The organism is Novosphingobium sp. KA1 (assembly GCF_017309955.1).
Taxonomy (GTDB): Bacteria; Pseudomonadota; Alphaproteobacteria; order Sphingomonadales; family Sphingomonadaceae; genus Novosphingobium.
The window spans coordinates 920,693-938,502 of record NZ_CP021247.1 but is presented as its reverse complement, the minus strand read 5'-3'; the positions used below and the strand labels follow the sequence as shown (position 1 = coordinate 938,502).

19 protein-coding genes are annotated in these 17,810 nt (G+C 66.8%); 10 read left to right on the top strand and 9 right to left on the bottom strand.

The genetic code is table 11. The features are described from left to right. Positions 1 to 7: 7 nt before the first annotated feature. On the top strand, positions 8 to 709 hold the full coding sequence (locus CA833_RS04720) for an NAD-dependent deacylase (RefSeq protein WP_207079951.1): 702 nt from the start codon (positions 8 to 10) through the stop codon (positions 707 to 709). Beyond that, positions 706 to 1,041 carry a GFA family protein gene (locus tag CA833_RS04715; protein WP_207079381.1) on the top strand — a complete coding sequence of 112 codons (336 nt, stop codon included), beginning with the start codon at positions 706 to 708 and terminating at the stop codon, positions 1,039 to 1,041. The genes CA833_RS04720 and CA833_RS04715 overlap by 4 nt, the downstream gene beginning before the upstream one ends. Here the strand turns inward: CA833_RS04715 and CA833_RS04710 are convergent. From CA833_RS04710 to mutM, 6 genes are all read right to left on the bottom strand, one after another. Then, a complete protein-coding gene (locus tag CA833_RS04710) occupies positions 1,020 to 1,805 on the bottom strand; it encodes a HesA/MoeB/ThiF family protein (protein WP_207079380.1) in 786 nt (261 codons plus the stop codon). The genes CA833_RS04715 and CA833_RS04710 overlap by 22 nt on opposite strands. After that, on the bottom strand, positions 1,802 to 2,227 hold the full coding sequence (locus CA833_RS04705) for a DUF983 domain-containing protein (RefSeq protein WP_207079379.1): 426 nt from the start codon (positions 2,225 to 2,227) through the stop codon (positions 1,802 to 1,804). The genes CA833_RS04710 and CA833_RS04705 overlap by 4 nt, the downstream gene beginning before the upstream one ends. 100 nt (positions 2,228 to 2,327) lie before the next feature. Beyond that, a complete protein-coding gene (locus CA833_RS04700; protein WP_207079378.1) occupies positions 2,328 to 3,194 on the bottom strand; it encodes a GGDEF domain-containing protein in 867 nt (288 codons plus the stop codon). Between the two features lie 498 nt (positions 3,195 to 3,692). Then, positions 3,693 to 5,129 (bottom strand): chromosomal replication initiator protein DnaA, encoded by a 1,437-nt coding sequence (dnaA, locus tag CA833_RS04695; RefSeq protein WP_207079950.1) that lies wholly within the window; start codon positions 5,127 to 5,129, stop codon positions 3,693 to 3,695. A 1,118-nt stretch (positions 5,130 to 6,247) separates the two neighbouring features. Next, positions 6,248 to 6,508, bottom strand: coding sequence for a 30S ribosomal protein S20 (gene rpsT / locus CA833_RS04690; protein WP_142632045.1), 261 nt, complete (start codon positions 6,506 to 6,508; stop codon positions 6,248 to 6,250). A 145-nt stretch (positions 6,509 to 6,653) separates the two neighbouring features. Continuing rightward, complete coding sequence (gene mutM / locus CA833_RS04685) at positions 6,654 to 7,466, bottom strand: bifunctional DNA-formamidopyrimidine glycosylase/DNA-(apurinic or apyrimidinic site) lyase (protein WP_207079949.1); 813 nt, start codon at positions 7,464 to 7,466, stop codon at positions 6,654 to 6,656. Positions 7,467 to 7,580: 114 nt separating this feature from the next. On the opposite strand from mutM, the gene CA833_RS04680 reads away from it, so the two are divergent. From CA833_RS04680 to dut, 6 genes are all read left to right on the top strand, one after another. Continuing rightward, positions 7,581 to 8,489 (top strand): DMT family transporter, encoded by a 909-nt coding sequence (locus CA833_RS04680; RefSeq protein ID WP_207079377.1) that lies wholly within the window; start codon positions 7,581 to 7,583, stop codon positions 8,487 to 8,489. Positions 8,490 to 8,695: 206 nt separating this feature from the next. Then, entirely contained in the window at positions 8,696 to 9,427 is a 732-nt protein-coding gene (locus CA833_RS04675) for a class I SAM-dependent methyltransferase (protein WP_207079376.1), read from the top strand. 10 nt (positions 9,428 to 9,437) lie between these two features. Beyond that, on the top strand, positions 9,438 to 11,018 hold the full coding sequence (ubiB, locus tag CA833_RS04670; RefSeq protein WP_142632048.1) for a 2-polyprenylphenol 6-hydroxylase: 1,581 nt from the start codon (positions 9,438 to 9,440) through the stop codon (positions 11,016 to 11,018). Further along, positions 10,982 to 12,244: a hypothetical protein gene (locus tag CA833_RS04665; protein WP_242526269.1), complete on the top strand. Its 1,263-nt coding sequence runs from the start codon at positions 10,982 to 10,984 to the stop codon at positions 12,242 to 12,244. The genes ubiB and CA833_RS04665 overlap by 37 nt, the downstream gene beginning before the upstream one ends. Positions 12,245 to 12,286: 42 nt before the next feature. Beyond that, positions 12,287 to 13,921: a phosphopantothenoylcysteine decarboxylase gene (locus tag CA833_RS04660; protein ID WP_207079375.1), complete on the top strand. Its 1,635-nt coding sequence runs from the start codon at positions 12,287 to 12,289 to the stop codon at positions 13,919 to 13,921. After that, a complete protein-coding gene (dut, locus tag CA833_RS04655; protein WP_142632050.1) occupies positions 13,902 to 14,375 on the top strand; it encodes a dUTP diphosphatase in 474 nt (157 codons plus the stop codon). Before CA833_RS04660 ends, dut begins: the two co-directional genes overlap by 20 nt. A 10-nt stretch (positions 14,376 to 14,385) precedes the next feature. Here the strand turns inward: dut and CA833_RS04650 are convergent, their stop codons facing one another. Continuing rightward, positions 14,386 to 14,565, bottom strand: a complete 180-nt coding sequence (locus CA833_RS04650; protein ID WP_207079374.1) for a hypothetical protein — start codon at positions 14,563 to 14,565, stop codon at positions 14,386 to 14,388. Between the two features lie 379 nt (positions 14,566 to 14,944). Here CA833_RS04650 and CA833_RS04645 point away from each other — a divergent pair, with 379 nt between their 5' ends. Then, positions 14,945 to 15,886, top strand: coding sequence for an IS110 family transposase (locus tag CA833_RS04645; protein WP_207077948.1), 942 nt, complete (start codon positions 14,945 to 14,947; stop codon positions 15,884 to 15,886). Between the two features lie 39 nt (positions 15,887 to 15,925). Here CA833_RS04645 and CA833_RS04640 read toward each other — a convergent pair whose 3' ends face one another. Both CA833_RS04640 and CA833_RS04635 read right to left on the bottom strand, forming a co-directional pair. Then, positions 15,926 to 16,105 (bottom strand): hypothetical protein, encoded by a 180-nt coding sequence (locus tag CA833_RS04640; RefSeq protein WP_142632052.1) that lies wholly within the window; start codon positions 16,103 to 16,105, stop codon positions 15,926 to 15,928. 130 nt (positions 16,106 to 16,235) lie between these two features. Further along, positions 16,236 to 16,934, bottom strand: a complete 699-nt coding sequence (locus CA833_RS04635) for a DUF4136 domain-containing protein (protein ID WP_370584546.1) — start codon at positions 16,932 to 16,934, stop codon at positions 16,236 to 16,238. Between the two features lie 191 nt (positions 16,935 to 17,125). Between CA833_RS04635 and CA833_RS04630 the strand changes: the two genes are divergently transcribed. After that, the gene (locus tag CA833_RS04630) at positions 17,126 to 17,806 is read left to right on the top strand and encodes an MOSC domain-containing protein (RefSeq protein ID WP_207079373.1); all 681 of its coding nucleotides are present in this window, start codon (positions 17,126 to 17,128) and stop codon (positions 17,804 to 17,806) included. The last annotated feature ends 4 nt before the right edge of the window (positions 17,807 to 17,810 follow it).

Sequence of the window (17,810 nt, the reverse complement as noted above, 5' to 3'; positions counted from 1 at the left end):
GGCCGGGATGAAGGACATCCGCAACATCGTCATCCTCACCGGCGCGGGCGTAAGCGCCGAAAGCGGCATCGACACCTTTCGGGATGGCGGCGGCTTGTGGGAGCAGCACCGGGTGGAGGACGTGGCGACGCCCGAGGCTTTTGCCCGCGATCCCGACCTCGTGCTGCGTTTCTACGACATGCGGCGCGAGTCGATCCAGACCAAGCAGCCCAACGCCGCCCACCACGCGCTGGCCAGACTGGACCGGGAGTGGGAGGGCGACCTGCTGATCGTCACCCAGAACGTCGATGACCTGCACGAGCGGGCAGGAGCCAAACGCGTGCTCCACATGCACGGCGAGCATCTCAATGCCTGGTGCACCGCCTGCGACGCGCGCGTGCCCTGGACCGGGCCGCTGATCGGCCGTCCGGCCTGTCCCGAATGCGGCGCGGCCGCGCTCAGGCCCGACATCGTCTGGTTCGGGGAAATGCCCTACCACATGGACGCAATCTTCGCGGCACTGGAGCGGGCGGACCTGTTTGTCTCCATCGGCACTTCGGGCGCGGTCTATCCGGCTGCCGGCTTCGTGCGCAACGCGCGCGAATTCGGGGCGGAGACGCTGGAACTCAACCTCGAACCCTCGCAAGGCACTTTCTGGTTCGACGAGGCGCGCCATGGCCTTGCGAGTGAACTGGTCGCGGCATGGGTGGACGAAGTGCTCGGCGCATGACCTGCCGGGGAACCTGCCACTGCGGCGCCGTTACACTGGAACTGGCGGACACGCCGCACGAGGTCTGCGACTGCAACTGCTCGGTCTGCCACCGGTTGGGGACGCTGTGGTCCTATCACAGCCCCGCGAACGTGCGGATCGAGGGCGAACTCGTGGGCTATCAGACCGGCGAGAACGTGCTGACCTTCTGGCACTGCCCGCAATGCGGCTGCACCACGCACTGGAGCGCGGTCGATCCGGCGAAGGACCGGATGGGCGTGAACATGCGCCTGTTTGCGCCCGAACTGCTCGCCGGGCTATCGGTCTACAGTTACGACGGTAGGACTGCCTGAACGCCGCAGGCCGAACAGCCCGGATCCTTGGCAATCCTCAGCGGCCGCATCGCAGGGGCCATGCCGTCGATCAGGTGCAGGGTGCCGAACTGCGGCTCGCCCAGCGCCGACCGGCCCGCCAGCAGCACGCGCATGGCGTGCATCGCCGCAAACGTGCCGACCATGCCGGCCATCGCCCCCAGCACCCCGTCCGCCGCGCACGTGTCGCAGTCCTGCGCATCGAAAGCGTCACCCACGAAGCAGCGGTAGCAGGCCTCGCCCGGCAGATGTCCGGCGAAATTGGCGACCTGCCCCTGAAACCGGCCGATTGCCGCCGTGCTGAGGGGAATGCCGAGATTGACGCAGCAATCTGACACCCGCAGGCGAGTCGCGAAGTTGTCACAGCCGTCGAGTACGACGCTCGCGCCGGAGAGTATCTCTGCCACGTTGTCATCCCCAAGGCGCGTTACGTGCGGCAGGACTTCAAGGCCAAGATCAAAGCGCCGCACCCATTCGGCCGCCGCTTCCGCTTTAGGCTTGCCGATATCCGATGGCGCGTAAATCGTCTGGCGTTGCAGGTTGCTGACGTCCACCGTGTCGTCGTCGACCAGCGTCAGGCGTCCTATCCCGGCTGCGGCGAGGTACTGGAGCGCAGGGCTGCCGATCCCGCCGCAGCCGACCAGGACCACATGGGCATCGGCCAGCGCCACCTGACCCGCGCCGCCCACTTCGGGCAGGACGATGTGCCGCGCGAAGCGCGCAAGGCGTTCTGGCGAGAGCGTCATTCTTGTCCTGCCTCGCCGGGATGGGCCGCAGGGCCGGTTTCGGCCGCAGGCAGGCGTTCCTTCATGAAACCATGCATGCCGAACCACCACTGGGTGGCGATCACGCCGCCCTTGGCCGGTTGCAGCATCGCCAGCATCATGACCACCGCCAGCGGCACGACGATAGCGAACATGCCGGCCACGCCCATCGCGAAGTCCTTGGAGAGCATGATGATCACCGGCGCCATCAGGTGTCCGGTCACGATCATGGCGATATAGGCCGGGAAGTCGTCGGCGCGCTGGGGCGTCAGGTCGAGCATGCAGGCCGGGCAGCGGTCCAGCGGCTTGAGCCACTTGCGAAACAGCAGGCCTTCGCCGCAGCGCGGGCACCGGCAACGCATGCCGCGCAGCGCGGCCTGGCCGTAAGTGGCGGGAAGCGTCATGACCACAGCGCCTACAGCATCGCGGCCACGCGGGCAAACCGAAGATGCCGCCCGGCGGTGATGGGGATGCCGACTGGCGGTGATGGGGCCGAACTTGCGGTCAGGCGCTTTCGGCCACGTGCACGCGGTTGCGGCCATTGCTCTTGGCGGCATAGAGCGCGGCGTCGGCGCGGTGGGCGGCATCGCCGAGCTGGGCAAAGCTGCGCAGCGTCGCCAGCCCGCAGGAGAAGGTGACCGGCCAGGTATTGCCGGTGCTCTCGGGCCCAAGCAGCGGATCGAGCGCGACATTGGCGCGCAGCCGTTCCATCACCAGCCGCGCCTCGTCGAGCTGGGTATTGGGCAGGAGAACGACAAATTCCTCGCCGCCCCAGCGCGCCGCCATATCGCTGTGGCGCAGCCCGCGCTCGAGCCGCTGGCCGACCGCGCGCAGCAGCGCATCGCCGGCGGCATGGCCGAAGCGGTCGTTGACCGACTTGAAGTGGTCGATGTCGATCATCGCCAGCACCGAATTGCCCTCGCCGATCAGCACGCGTTCCGAGGAATCGAGAAACCCGCGGCGGTTGCGCAGGCCCGTCAGCGGGTCGCGCGCGGCGGCTTCGACCAGTTGCTCGGTGCGGGCCGCGTTGGCCGCGGCCGAAGTGGCAACGGCGGTGAGCAACTGGCCGACCAGGTCGTCACCACCCTCGGGCACCCGGCCCAGGCGCGCGCCGTGCTGGGCCGCGCGCAGCATGGCGGTGGCTTCGCCGACCGGGGCCAGCAGGGCCCGGATCGCCAGCATGCCCAGCACGGTTCCGGCCAGCGTCGCGCCGAGCAGGACCAGGAGGGTGCGAATCTGCCAGTCGCCGGTCATGGCCTGGACAAGGATGGCGGCGATCAGCGGCAGATGCACCGCGCCAAAACATACGAGGAGGATGCGCCATTCGTAGTGACGCGGAAACAGGAAGGACGTGGCCCGGTAGAAGCGCATGGGGGGATGCTCCTCTCGTGCGGCCGGGACAGGCCCCGGTCACTGCGAGAAGCTAAGGGAATACCCTTATTCAAAGTTTAAGAAATCATTTTTCGTCGCATAAGCGGCACTTTTTGCCGGTTTTTGGGGCGATTTGTCGCTTGTTCCGAAGGGTTGCCATCATGCATTACAGTAAATGTTAAATATAGGATGGGAATTTACTTGGAGGCGGACGCGGTCTCTCAAGCGCGCCAACGGCTGATATTGGCGCCGTCCTCGCATCGCAAATACGTTTCATAACAGAAGCATGGATATGCGACTGCAGGGGGCAGGGGGCAGGGGGCAGGGGCAGTGAGGCGCCTGCGACTGTCATATCCATGGCGCTGAAACGAACCGCGCGCGGGAACCGGATGGTTCCCGCGCGCGGACAGGTGCGACCCTGTGGGCAAGCTGTGGATAAAGTGTGGAGGTCTTGTGGGCTATCCGTGGACTATCGGGGGCTAGTCCGGGGAAAAAGCCTCAGGACTCCAGCTGGCGCAGCAGCGAACGGACGTCGCCGTCCATGTCGGCATCGCGCGTGCGCAGTTCCTCGATCAGGCGCACGGCGTGGATCACCGTCGAGTGATCGCGGCCACCGAACTTGCGGCCGATCTCCGGGTAGGAGCGCGGCGTCAGCACCTTGGCGAGGTACATCGCCACCTGGCGCGGACGCACCACCGCGCGGGCGCGGCGCTTCGAGCTCATCTCGGTCCGGTCGATCCGGTAGAACTGGCAGACCGTGCGCTGGATCTCGTCGATCGTGATGCGGCGGCGGTTGGCCGAGAGGATGTCGGTCAGCTGTTCCTCGGCCAGCTGCAGCGACACGGCCTGGCCGGTCAGCTGGGCATAGGCGATCAGCTTGTTGAGGCCGCCGACCAGTTCACGCACGTTGCGGTTGATGGTGCGGGCAAGGAACTCGATGACGTCCGAAGGCACGTCGACCGAAGCGAAGCGGCCGAGGCGATTCTGGAGGATCGAGCGGCGCAGTTCGATGTCGGCCGGCTGGATGTCGGCAACCAGGCCCATCGACAGGCGCGAGAGCAGGCGCGGCTCGACGCCGTCGAGCGCCTGGGGCGCACGGTCGGCGGCAAAGACCAGGCGCTTGCCTTCCTGCAGCAGCGCATCGATCGTGTAGAGCAGTTCTTCCTGCGCCGAGGCCTTGCCGATGATGAACTGGATGTCGTCCACCAGCAGCAGGTCGAAACCGCGCAGGCGCGACTTGAACTCGATCATCTGGTTCTGGCGCAGCGCCTGGACAAATTCGACCATGAAGCGCTCGGCCGAGCAGTAGAAGATCCGCGCATGGGGGTGGTGCTGGAGATAGGCGTGGCCGATCGCGTGCAGCAGGTGGGTCTTGCCCTGGCCGGTCGCGCCCTTGAGATAGAGCGGCGAGAACTGCGGCGTTTCGGTGGCGGCCATGCGCTGCGCGGCGTTGCAGGCCAGCACGTTCGACTGGCCGGTCACGAAGCTCGAGAAAGTCTGCGAGGCGTCGATGCCGGCAGGGCCCTGGCCCAGGGCCGCGAAGGCTTCGCCGGCGAGCACGGCCGAGATCGGGTCCGCGCTGCCCTGTGCCGAATCATTGGCAGGAGCGCTGGCCGGACGGGCGCCGCCGCCGCCAAGGCGCAGTTCGGGAAGCTGGCGGCGACCCGGATGCACAAGCACACGCACGTGGCGCACGTCGGGACGGGCGATCTTCCATGCCAGCGAGAGGCGGTCCGCAAAACGGTCCGCGACCCAGTTCGCCGAAAACTCGGTGGGCAGGTAGAGATCGAGCGTGCCGGTTTCCTTGCAGTAGTTGCCCGGCTGGATCGGCTTGATCCACTGGCTGTGGGCCTGCTGACCCAGATCCTTGCGTAAACCCTGGCTGATGTCCGCCCAGTCGGCCGCCAGATTCACGGCTTCCTGATCCTCTTCCATCACCAACTTTACCGCCTTCGATTTTTTGCTCACGCCGTTAGCGCCCTGACCTGCTGTACCTGACATTAAACCAACCCCCCTTGTTGGCTGCTGCCCCGAACGGGCCCTCGCGCAACCGGAACTGGTCCATCGCCAATTGTTACGTTTACAAACGTAAAGATGCCCCCAGCCGCAAACGCATGTTTGCAGCAGATGCTTCGTCGCTGTCGATGTTCCCCGGCCGGTTCCGCAACGGCCGGGGACCCTTTTAGAAACGGGTTTGGTTGTGGTGCAATATGCCACTCCCCAAATAAAAAAAATTATGCCTGTTGACTCGGCCGGGAGTGCCCAAAATCCGTCATGAATGGATTTTTTCGTGTAAAATCATGGGCTTGAATTGAGGGGGCCACGAGGCGCCACGCGAATCGCGAGGTTTCTGCCGTTTCAATGGATTGGCGTTCCCGCGCGCAGCCGAGCGGCGCCGGAGCCGACCGGGGGCGGCTCCGACTTCGTTCTTGTTCCGTACCTTACGGTGCGGATCGCCGGGGCGATTGCCCCCCGTCCGGCGCTGCGACTCGCATGCGATTCGTCCCTGATTCCGAGTCCCGGCGGGCGCCGGGTGGGCGCCGGGTGGGCATCGGGCGGGCAAGGAACGAATCGAATGGCGGCTCCCGCCCGCTCCGTTCCGGCACCTGCTGCACCGCGGCATATCCCGGGTCGCGGCAAGCCGTGGGTCCGGCATCGCTTGCCGTCAACGGGCAGCCGGAACGCGGCAGGGCGCGGGTAGCGGGAAAGGCGGTGGAACCGTCGAACCGGGATGCGGGGGCATCCTGCGACGATTCGGGCGAGCCGGAACGGGTTGCGCGGTCGGCGGGGCAGCGCGGCCATTGGCTGTAGCTGGCGGCCGTAGCTGTCGCTTTGGCTAGCGCCGGGGCCCGGGTCCGTCTCGAAAGGCGGATTCAGGCCCGGTCGGCGCAGGCCGCTCCGAACGGGGCGTTCCCGAAAGACGCGTCTTCGGTCCCTGAAATGCCATCGGCCCAAGCTTTCCGTCCGATTCTTCGCCGTGAAGCGAAAATTCCGGACGGCAGCTTGGGCCGAAGCATCAGTCCCGCCGTGAAGGCCGGACTGTCAGGCCGGGCTCAGAGAGCCGAGACGGCCTTGGTCAGGCGCGAGAACTTGCGCGCTGCGGTGTTCTTGTGAAGCACACCGCGGGCAACGCCGCGTGCCAGCTCGGGCTGGGCTTCCTTGAGCGCGGCCGAAGCAGCGGTCTTGTCACCACCGGCGATCGCGGCCTCGACCTTCTTGACGAAGGTACGGATGCGGCTGACGCGGTTGGTATTGATCTCGGCGCGGCGCTCGTTGCGACGGATGCGCTTGCGGGCTTGCGGCGTATTGGCCATCGAATTTCCTCTGTCTGGCCCCCCACGCAGCGGTGATGGCGGCCCAATGCCTAACGAATCTGCTTGGCGAGCGGACTCGCCGGAAAGCGCGCCCCTTAGCGGTGTGACGCTATTCCGTCAACCCGCGAGGCGCCTCCGAAACCGCCTATTTCTGGCATTTCGGGCACCAGAACGTGCTGCGTCCACCCTGGACGAAGCGCCGAACGGTGCCGCCACATAGGCAAGGCTGGCCTTCGCGTCCATAGACCTGCCACGAAGTCGCGAAATAGCCCAGTTCTCCGTTGGGTTGGGCGTAGTCGCGGATCGTCGAGCCGCCCGCCGCGATCGATTCGGACAGCACCTCGCGAATCGCCGGGACCAGTCTCTTGAGCGCGGGGAGGGTGACGCGTCCCGATTCCCTGTCGGGCCGGATGCCGGAGCGGAACAGCGCCTCGCAGACATAGATGTTGCCGAGTCCGGCCACCAACTGCTGGTCGAGCAGCATCTGCTTGATCGGGGCGATTCGCCCGGCAAGATGGCTTTTGAGATGGGCTGCCGTCAGGCCCTCGCCGAGCGGTTCGGGGCCGAGCGCGGCGAAGGGGCCCCACGTATCGAGCGTGGCGGTGGGTACCAGGTCCACCGAGCCGAAGCGCCGCGCATCGTTGAGCGCCAGCACATGGCCCGAGCCCGTCTCGATCACCAGATGATCGTGCTTTTCCGGTTTCTCGGGTTCGATTCGCCAGCGGCCGGACATGCCGAGGTGGAACACCATGGTCTGGTCGCGGTCGGTATGGATGAGGCCGTATTTGGCGCGCCGGCCCATCGCGGTGACACGCGCGCCGGTCATGACCTGCACGAGGTCGGGCGGGAACGGGCGGCGCAAGTCGGCGCGGTTGAGGGTGACGCGGGCGATCCGCTCGCCCTCGAGATAGCGGGCGAGGCCGCGCACGGTGGTTTCGACTTCTGGAAGCTCTGGCATCGTGCGGGAGAGATAGGGCGTCGCCGGGGCCATGGGAAGGAACGGCGTTGCCGGATCAAGTTTACGGCCGTCCCGTGCCTCGTCAGGGAGCGAACATCCCGCTAAGCCGCCGGCATGGAAGAGAACCGCTCCAATTTCCGTGCCTTTGCCATGCTTGGCCTCGTCATGCTGTTCTGGGCGGGCAACTCGATCACCGGGCGGGCGGTGCGAGACGACATCCCGCCGTTCACGCTTGCTTTCGGGCGCTGGCTGATCGCGGTGGCGGCGCTGCTGCCCTTTGCACTGGGGCCGCTGCGGCGCGAGTGGCGCGCGGTGGTGGCCGGATGGCAGTGGATCGCGGTGCTGGGGGTGCTGGGCGTCGTCTGCTTCAACGGCTTCATCTACAAGGGCCTGCATTACACGACCGCCGCCAATGCCCTGCTGCTGCAGGCGGCGATCCCCGCCGTCGTCACCGTGCTGGACCGGGTGCTGTTCGGCGGGCGGCCCGGAAAGCTGCATGTCCTTGGCGTGGCCGTCTCGACGCTGGGGGTTGTCGCCATCGTCTTCAAGGGCGATCCGGCGGCGCTGATGAGCCTGAGCTTCGGGCGCGGCGATGCCCTGGTGTTCTGCGCGGTGGCGGCATGGTCGTTCTATACGGTGCTCTTGCGCAAGCGCCCGCCGGTGCCGCCGGCGGTGTTCCTGCTGCTGACCTTCACGCTGGGCGCGCTGGCGATGGCGCCGCTTTCGATGATGGAGGCGGCGAGCGGGCAGGCGGTGCGCTGGAGCCCCCATGCGCTGGCCGCCTTCGCCTATGTCGGCCTGTTTCCTTCGGCGGTGGCTTATTTCATCTACAACCGCGCGACCGCCGATCTGGGCGCGGCCCGGGCGGGGCAGGCGATCACGCTGATGCCGCTGTTCGGCGCGCTGCTTTCCGCGCTGCTGCTGGGGGAGCGGCTGATGCCCTACCACTTCGCGGGCATGGCGCTGATTCTGGCGGGGATCGTGTTCTCGGCGCTGGCGCTGCGTCGCATAAAGACTGGTTGAAAATCCGCTGAAGGCGGATTTTGGCGGCACCAGCCCACTCCCCCACCCGACCACCCACGAGTGTATCCTGATGGGTGGTCGGGTGGGGGAGTGGGCTGGTGCCGCATGAAAATGCCCGGATGGGCATTTTCCAAACATTCCATACGACAAATTGACTGCAAAACTCCGGTGGCGCCCGGGCGGCCGGACGGCTAGAGGACTGCGCCATGAGCGAAACGGTTTCCTTCGGCTACGAGGATGTGGCCACCGACGAGAAGGAGGCGCGCGTCGGCGCCGTCTTCTCCAGCGTTGCACGCAAGTATGACGTGATGAACGATGCCATGTCCGTGGGCATGCACCGTCTGTGGAAGGACAAGTTCGTGCGGCGCGTGAAGCCGCACCGCGACGAGCAGATCCTCGACATGGCGGGCGGCACCGGCGACATCGCCTTCCGCATGGCCGCGCAGGGGGCCTCGGTCACCGTGTCGGACATCAACCAGGACATGCTCGACGTCGGCGTCGAGCGGGCGATGGAACGCGGCATCGACGGGCTCGTCTGGTCGCGCCAGAACGCCGAGGAACTCTCGTTTCCCACCCGTCACTTCGATGCCTACACGATCGCCTTCGGCATCCGTAACGTCACCCATATCGACAAGGCGCTGGCCGAGGCGCACCGCGTGCTCAAGTTCGGCGGCCGCTTCTTCTGCCTCGAATTCTCGACCACCGAATGGCCCGGCTTCAAGGAAGTCTACGATGCCTATTCGCACCGCCTGGTGCCGAAGATCGGGCAGGCCATCGCCGGGGACGCCGATTCCTACCGCTATCTGATCGAATCGATCCGTCGTTTCCCGAAGATGCCCGAATTCGAGAAGATGATCCGCGAAGCCGGCTTCAGGCACACCAAGGTCGAGCCGATCATGGGCGGCCTCGTGGCGATCCACTCGGGCTGGAAGGTCTGAGACGTACACCGTGACAGGTTCGACCACGCATATCCTGCGGCTCCTCAAGTGGGGCCGCGTCCTTGCGCGCCACGGGGCGCTGCGCGGGATCGAGAATGACCGCAATGCCCCGGTCCAGGTCAAGCGCCTGTGCCGCATCGCCCGCTTCGGCGCGCGCCAGCCGGTCGAGCCGGACTATGCCGGTGCCTTTCAGGAAATCGGCCCGGCGGCGATCAAGCTGGGGCAGGCGCTGGCCACCCGGCCAGACCTTGTCGGCGAAGGTCCCGCGCGCAACCTGCTGACCTTGCAGGACAGCCTGCCGCCGGTCGCCTTCTCCGAAATCCGCCGGGTGATCGAGACCAGCTTCGGGCGTCCGCTCGAACAGGTCTACGCCTCGATCGAGGAGCAGCCGGTCGGCGCCGCCTCGATCGCGCAGGTCCACCGCGCGGTGACGCCGGACGGGCGCACGGTTGCGGTCAAGGTGCTGCGCCCGGGCATTCGCGAGCAGTTTGCCGAGGACGTCGAGACCTACGAATGGGCCGCCGCGCACCTCGAGGCGCTGGGCGGCGAGGCGGCCCGCCTGCGCCCGCGCGCGGTCGTCGCCAATCTCAAGCGCTGGACCCTGCGCGAGCTGGACTTGCGCCGCGAGGCCGCATCGGCCTCCGAACTCGCCGAAGTCATGCACGGCATCCACGGCTACCGCGTGCCCGGCATCGACTGGGACCGCACCAATGGCCAGGTGCTGACGGTCGAGTGGATCGGCGCCACCAAGATGAGCGACATCGCCGCGCTCAGGGCAGCGGGCCACGACCTGCCCAAGCTGGCGCGCAAGCTGGTGCTGACGTTCCTCACGCAGGCGATTTCCTGCGGCTTCTTCCATGCCGACATGCACCAGGGCAACCTGTTCGTGGAAGGCAGCGGGGAAGAGGGGGCGACGATCGTCGCCATCGACTTCGGCATCATGGGCCGGATCAACCGGCAGGCGCGGCTGTGGCTGGCGGAAATCCTCTACGGCCTCACCACCGGCAATTACCGCCGCGTCGCCGAGATCCATTTCGAGGCGCAGTACGTGCCCAGCTACCACACGGTGGAAGAGTTCGCGACCGCGCTGCGCGCCGTGGGCGAGCCGATGCGCGGCAAGCCGGTGTCCGAGCTCTCGGTCGGGCAGATGCTCGACGGGCTCTTCGCGATCACCCGCGACTTCGACATGGCCGTGCAGCCGCACCTGCTGCTGCTGCAGAAGACCATGGTCATGGTCGAGGGGCTGGCGACCGCGCTCGATCCCGACATCAACATGTGGGACGTCGCCGCGCCTTTCGTGAAAAGCTGGATCCGCGACGAACTCGGCCCCGAGGCGGTGATCGCCGACCGTCTGCGCGAAGACCTCGGCACCCTGTTCCGCCTGCCCGCGCTGGTGCGGCGGATCGAGGAGAAGTTCCCGGCCAAGGGCGGGGCGCCCGAACAGGCGCCGCTGCCCGAAGTCGACCTAATCTGGTCGCCCGGCCGCGAGCGTAAACCTCAAAGTAACCATTGGGCGGGTTATGCTCTGGCGGCAATCCTGGGGGGCGGTGCTGCATGGGCGTTGACGTATTGGACACTGCTGGCGGGCTGAGCACGCCCGTCGGTACGCCGGCGGGCGCGGCCGAGGGGGCACAGGACGAGGGAGACGGCGGGGACGTCTCGCTGGTCTTTGCCGCCTGGCCGGCCTGGTGCGCGCGGATCGCACTGGCGGTGCTGGCGGCACTGCTGGTCGCCTCGGCCATGGTGCCGGTCGCCAAGCCGGGCAGCCGCTCGCCGTGGTCCGGCCCGGTCGAAGGGCCGATCCCGGCTGCCGGTAAGCCCGGCGCCGCGGCCAAGCCTTACGACGAGGACATCGCGCTTTACGAAGCCGCCATCGCCCGCATCGCCCGGGGCGAGGCCTATTACGACTTCATCGTCCCCGAACAGCGCGCGCGCGACTATCCGGTGAACCCGGCCATTGCCGTGCGCCTGCCGACGCTGGCCTATCTCGATGCCTGGCTGGGCGCTGCCGGACAGATCGTTGCCGCCATCGCGCTGATGCTGGGCATCATCGCGGCGTGGTGGCGCAAGCTGGGCGAGGCGGGTGTCTCCCCCCGGCTCAGGCGCATGGCGACGGCGCTGGTCTTCGTGGGGGCATCGCTGGGGCTCAACCGCCACTATTTCCCGCTGCACGAACTCTGGGCGGGCGGCCTCATCGCGCTGGCCTTCGGGCTCCACCGGATCGGCGGGCGCGGGCCAAAGGGGCGTTTACAAAAGGGGAGGTGGCACGCCGCTTTTGCCGCCGCCGCGCTGGCGCTGGCGATCCGCGAGCATACGCTGCCCTTTGTCCTGCTGCTCGCGGTGACCGCGCTGTGGCAGCGCAACTGGCGCGAGGCGGCGGCGTGGTCGGCCTTGGTGGCGGTGTTCCTTGCCGCGCTCGCCTGGCACGTGTCGCTGGTCTCGTCGCAAGTCTTGCCGAGTGATCCGCACTCCGCCCCCTGGCTGGTGCTGCGCGGCCTCTCCGGCTGGCTGGGCAATGTGGTCCAGTCGAGCAACTTGCGCTGGCTGCCGCACTGGCTGTCGGGCCCGGCGGTGATCCTGATGACGTTCGGCTGGCTCGGCTGGAACCGCAAGGAAGGGCTGTTCGCCTTCCTGCTGGCCGCGGGCTACGGGGTGCTGTTCATGGCGGCGGGGCGCTGGGACAATTTCTACTGGGGGGCGATGCTGGCGCCGGTGATCTTTGCCGGTATCGCCTTTGCGCCGCGTGCGCTCCGGGGGCTTGTGGTTGCCGCGAGGATACCCAATTCTCCGGTGAATACCGTAAACCGCCATCCCTAAATGGATTGCGCGCCCGTGAACGCTGTTGCACAAGCCCGGACCATGAGTGGTCCCCGTATTCTCCTGGTCGTCGGCGGCGGCATCGCGGCCTACAAGGCCTGCGAACTCGTGCGCCATATCCGCAAGGAAGGCGGCGAGGTGACTTGCGTGCTGACCGAGGGCGGATCGCACTTCGTCACCCCGATGGCGCTGGCGGCGCTGTCGGAGCGGCCGGTCTTCACCTCGCTCTGGGACCTCAAGAACGAGGTCGAGATGGGTCATATCCAGCTCAGCCGCGAGGCCGACCTGGTGGTGGTCTGCCCGGCGACGGCGGACCTCATGGCCAAGATGGCCTCGGGCATTGCCGATGACCTTGCCACCACGATGATGCTGGCGACCGACAAGCCGGTCATGGCCGTGCCGGCGATGAACGTGCGCATGTGGCAGCACCCGGCGACCATGCGCAACGTGCAGATCCTGCGCGAGGCGGGCGTCGACGTGATGGAGCCCGACGAGGGCACGATGGCCTGCGGCGAGTTCGGCCCCGGCCGCCTGCCCGATCCCATCGCGATCTGGCAGCGCATCGCCTGGGCGCTCGGGCTGGGGCCGGTGGAAGTGGCGCCGCTGCCGGGGTCTATTCCCGCTTTGCCGCAATCGGAGGCCTATCCCGAAGTCGGCCTCGATCTTGCCGACCCGTTCCCCTGGCAGCCGCAGTTCGCCGCGCCCGAACCCGAGCCGAGCGCCGAGGAGGCGCCGTCGGACAGCTTCGGTCTGGGCGGCCTCAGCGGTTCGATGATCAGCCGGGGCCTGCAGAAGGCCAAGCAGGCGATCCGCTTCGGCGCCGAGGACGCAGCCGCTGCCGATCCGCTCGGCGGCGGCGGGGCGATTGCCGATCCGGCAGCGGGCCTGCTGATCGCGCGCAAGGGCGCCGCCCGCTCGGCGCCGCCGACCGATCCGGCCGCGATCAACCACACCGTCTCCCCGGCTCCGGCGCCGCAGCCGTTCGGCGGTGCGGCGTTCGGTGCGGCTCCGTTCGAGAAGCCGGCCAACGGTCCGCTCTCGGGCCGCCATGTGCTGGTGACGGCGGGGCCGACCTGGGAACCGATCGATCCGGTGCGCTACATCGCCAACCGGTCTTCCGGCAAGCAGGGCTTCGCGATTGCCGCCGCCGCCGCTGCGGCCGGTGCGCGGGTCACGCTGGTGGCCGGGCCCGTCCATCTGCCGACCCCGCCGGGGGTCGACCGGGTCGACGTCGAAAGCGCGCAGCAGATGGCCGATGCGGTGAAGCAGGCGCTGCCCGCCGATATCGGCGTGATGGTGGCCGCCGTGGCCGACTGGCGCACGATCAGCGTCGCCAAGGACAAGCTCAAGAAGCGCGGCTCGGCCCCGCCGGCGCTGCTGCTGACCGAAAACCCCGACATTCTCGCCAGCGTTGCCGCGCGGCCCGACCGGCCGCCGCTGCTGATCGGCTTTGCCGCCGAGACCGAGGACGTGATCCGCTACGCCAAGGAAAAGCGCAAGCGCAAGGGCGCGGACTGGATCATTGCCAACGACGTCTCCGGCGATGTCATGGGCGGCGACGTCAATGCCGTTCACATCGTGCGCGGCGACGACGTGATCTCCCTTCCCGAAATGCCCAAGGAGGAGGTCGCGCGCCTCCTCGTCGAAAGGTTCGCAGATGCACTCCCCCGCCACTGAAATCCCGGTTGCCGTCAAGATCCTTCCCCACGGTGAAGGCCTGCCGCTGCCGGCTTACGCCACCGATGGCGCGGCGGGCATGGATGCGGTCTCGGCCGAGGACGTGACGCTGGCCCCCGGCGGCCGCCATGCGGTGGCCACCGGCCTTGCCATGGCGATCCCGGCAGGCTTCGAGATCCAGGTGCGCCCGCGCTCGGGCCTTGCGCTCAAGCACGGCATTTCGGTGCCCAATGCGCCCGGCACCATCGATTCCGACTATCGCGGCGAACTGAAGGTCATCCTCATCAACCACGGCGCCGAGCCTTTCGAGATCCGCCGCGGCGACCGCGTGGCGCAGTTGGTCCTCGCCCCCGTCACCCGCGCCTCGTGGCTGCAGGTCGAGGAGCTTGACGAGACGCTGCGCGGCGAAGGCGGGTTCGGCTCGACCGGCGGCGTGGTCGCGCTGGGGAACTGACCGTTGCGGGTCAGGCGCCTGAAAAGGCGCCGGACCCCCACAGGATCAGCAGGATGACCACGGCAAGCAGCAGCAATGCGATGAGGCAGCCCTTGCAGCCCCATTTGCGGTGAACGCTGTCTGCCGTATCTGCGGCGTCGAGCGCATCGGCCGCAAGAGTGATGGCATCGGCGACGTGATCGAGAGGCATGCCGCCCATCTCTTATCGGCAGGGCTGGTTTTCAAGGTGATGCGGCGAAATATCAGTCGCTTGCGAGAATTTGGAGCGTTTTCTAATCAGGTGGAATCACCTGATGACTCGGAAAACGCGTAAGATCAAAATCTTGGAGCAGTTGATCCGATGCAATCGGATCGGAAACGGCTTGTCTTATGACATTACCGTCCGTTTGGGCCATGCTGGATTGCCCGGACCGGGGTGGCCACCCCGGTCCGGGCGGAAGGGGACGGATCGCGAAACCGCCGGTCGTTAAGGGACCGGGTTAGAGTAGGATCGCCCCTTTCTTTTCCATCAGGCCCGAACGGATACCGGGGTTTTGGACCCGGATGACAAGCATGGGACAGCGGAAAAGATGAGCGACAATCTACCACAGACAATCGGCATCGACATCTCCAAAGCGAGCCTCGATTGCCATGCCTACCCCGTCGGCGCCGAGCGCCAGTTTGCCAATACCGCCAAGGGGCACAAGGCGCTGATCGCCTGGCTGCGACAATGGCCGATCGAACGGATCGCCTACGAGGCAACCGGAACCTATCATCGCGCACTGGAGGCGGCGCTGACCAACTGGCCTTGTGTGAAGCTCAACCCTGAACGGGCCCGGCGCTTCGCCCAGGCGACTGGCACATTGGCCAAGACTGATCGCATTGACGCCATCCTGCTGGCTCGTATGGCCGCAACCTTGCAGCCAGCGGTCAGACCCGCTCGAAGCGCACAGCAGACCCAAATGGCGGAACTCATCAATGCCCGAGACGGCTTGGTTCGTGATCGCACCGCGCTCAAAAATCGTGAGAAAAATCTCACCATCGCGTTTCTCAAGCGCCAGTGTCGCCAGCGGCTCGAACAGATCGATCGACATATCGCGGCCCTCGACGCCGAGATCTCCAACCTGATCGCCGCCGATGCCGTACTCGCTCGTCGACACCAGATACTGACCAGCATCGCGGGTGTGGGAACGCTGACCGCCAACCAGCTCATCGCCACCATGCCCGAACTCGGCAGCCTTGAGAACAAGCAGGCCGCGTCCCTTGCCGGCCTTGCACCGATCGCGCGGCAATCCGGACAATGGAAAGGCAAAAGCTTCATCCGCGGCGGACGTGCCAACGTGAGGCAGGCCCTCTATATGCCGGCCCTCGTCGCCGCCCGATACAACCCTGATCTCAAGGCAAAATACCAACAACTCGTCACCGCAGGAAAGCCCGCCAAAATCGCCATCACCGCCGTCATGCGAAAACTCGTCGTGACCGCAAACGCTCTGCTCAAAGCCGATAGATGCTGGGCGCAATCTCAGGCTTGATCATCACGGATACTCTAAGGGTCTCGCGCCCGCGCCGGTTCAGTCCTTGCGGTCGATTCGCGCGCGCTTTTCGCGGTGTCGCCTGAACCCGTACCAGCCCACTGCCCCGAGCCCGAAAATCGCGGCCAGGCCTTTGGCAAGGAACGAGAAGGCCGATGTCAGCGCTCCGATGGTCACCCCCCAGAAGAGCTGCGACATGATGGCCATGAAGGTGTTCATTGGTTCGGGGCTATATCCGGCGCGGCCTGCGGGAGATACCCCATAAAGCAGGAACGGGCCCGCCGGTTGCCCGGCGAGCCCGTCTCCTGCTGGCCCCCCGCCTTGCAGCGGAGCGCGCAGATCCGTCAGGTCACTTCTTTTCCGGCGCCACCGAGATGCGCAGCGTCTCGCCCGAGTTGCCCGGGAAGTTCGTGAACATCGCCTCGACCAGGTTCGGCACGAGGTACTGCAGGCGGTTCGAGGTCGAGACCGCTTCGGCCTTGCCTTCGAACAGGCGCTGGTTGTCGACCGCGCGGTCGATCTTCAGCGAGATGCCGCTGGTGAACACGGTGTAGCTGTCGACACCGCCGTCGAAGAAGGGATCATACCAGCCATAGGACCAGGGGCCGCCCCAGCGCGGGCCGTAGAAGCCGCGGCCGTAGAAACCGCGACCATAGAAGCCGCCGCCGTACCACGGGCCCCAGTAGCCGCCCATGCCGGGCGAGGAGCGCACGCGTTCGCGGCCATTGTCGACGCCGTAGTCGAAGCGCACGATCAGCGTGGCCTTGGCGGGATCGTCGACCGGGGTGTAGCCGAGCTTGGCCACGCGGTCGCGCACCAGCGCGGCATAAGTCGCGAATTCGAGGCCGCCGGCCAGCTTCGGATCGTCGGCGACGACGGCAAAGCTCTGGCCCTGCGGGGCCGGCAACTGCGACTGGAAGCGCGATACGTCGGCCTTGAACGGGGTGGCGCATGCAGCAAGCGCCATGAGCAGTACGGCGACTGCCGCGATCCTCAGCTTGCCGAAATGCGTTCCGGGGCCGAAATCCGTTCCGGAATTGTCTGTCATTGGTCTCACTCCATGAACCCGACAGGCCCGAAACGCCCTTCCCAAGCGCGGCCTGTGATTCCTTGCGACTCTGCCTTATTATCAATGCCCTGAATAGCGGTTGAATGGTGGCACAACTGTGATGGATCGTGGCCCCGTTCATCCGCTGCTCATGGCCCCAGCAGACCGACCCCATGTAGGAGCGCCCGGCAATGCCCACCAGTCCCCCGATCGCGGCTTGCGTGCCGATTCGCTCGCTCCAGTGCGGAAAGGTGCGCGCCTTTCGGGGCGTTGAGGAACCCAGCGCCATCGCCAAGCAGCCGGTGGCGGGGGCGGTGCGGGTCCACCTGTTGGGGCTGGAAGGCGATGCCCAGGCCGATCTTTCGGTCCACGGCGGGCCGGACAAGGCGATCCACCACTATCCGCACGACCACTATGCCTTCTGGCGCGAACAGCTGGGCGACCATCCCCTGCTCGCCCACTACGGTGCCTTCGGCGAGAATATCGCCACGCAGGGGCTGACCGAGGAGGCGATCTGCATCGGCGACCGCTGGCGGCTGGGCACGGCGCTGGTGGAAGTGAGCCAGGGGCGTCAGCCGTGCTGGAAGCTCGACCACCGCTTCGGCGGCGCGGCGGTCAATGCGGGCATGGTCCGCTCACGCCGGGCGGGCTGGTACTACCGGGTGATCGAGCAAGGCGAGGTGGCCGCCGGAGACACGATGGAACTGGCCGCGCGGCCCTGGCCGGAATGGAGCGTGAAGCGGGTGTTCAGCCTGCTGATCGCCGGCGATCACAAGCAGGATCGCGAGGGGCTGGAGGCCTTGGGGGAAGTCGCCCAACTGGCGACACCGTGGAAGCGGCGGCGGGCGAAGCTCATGGGTCTGGACGTCTGAGAGC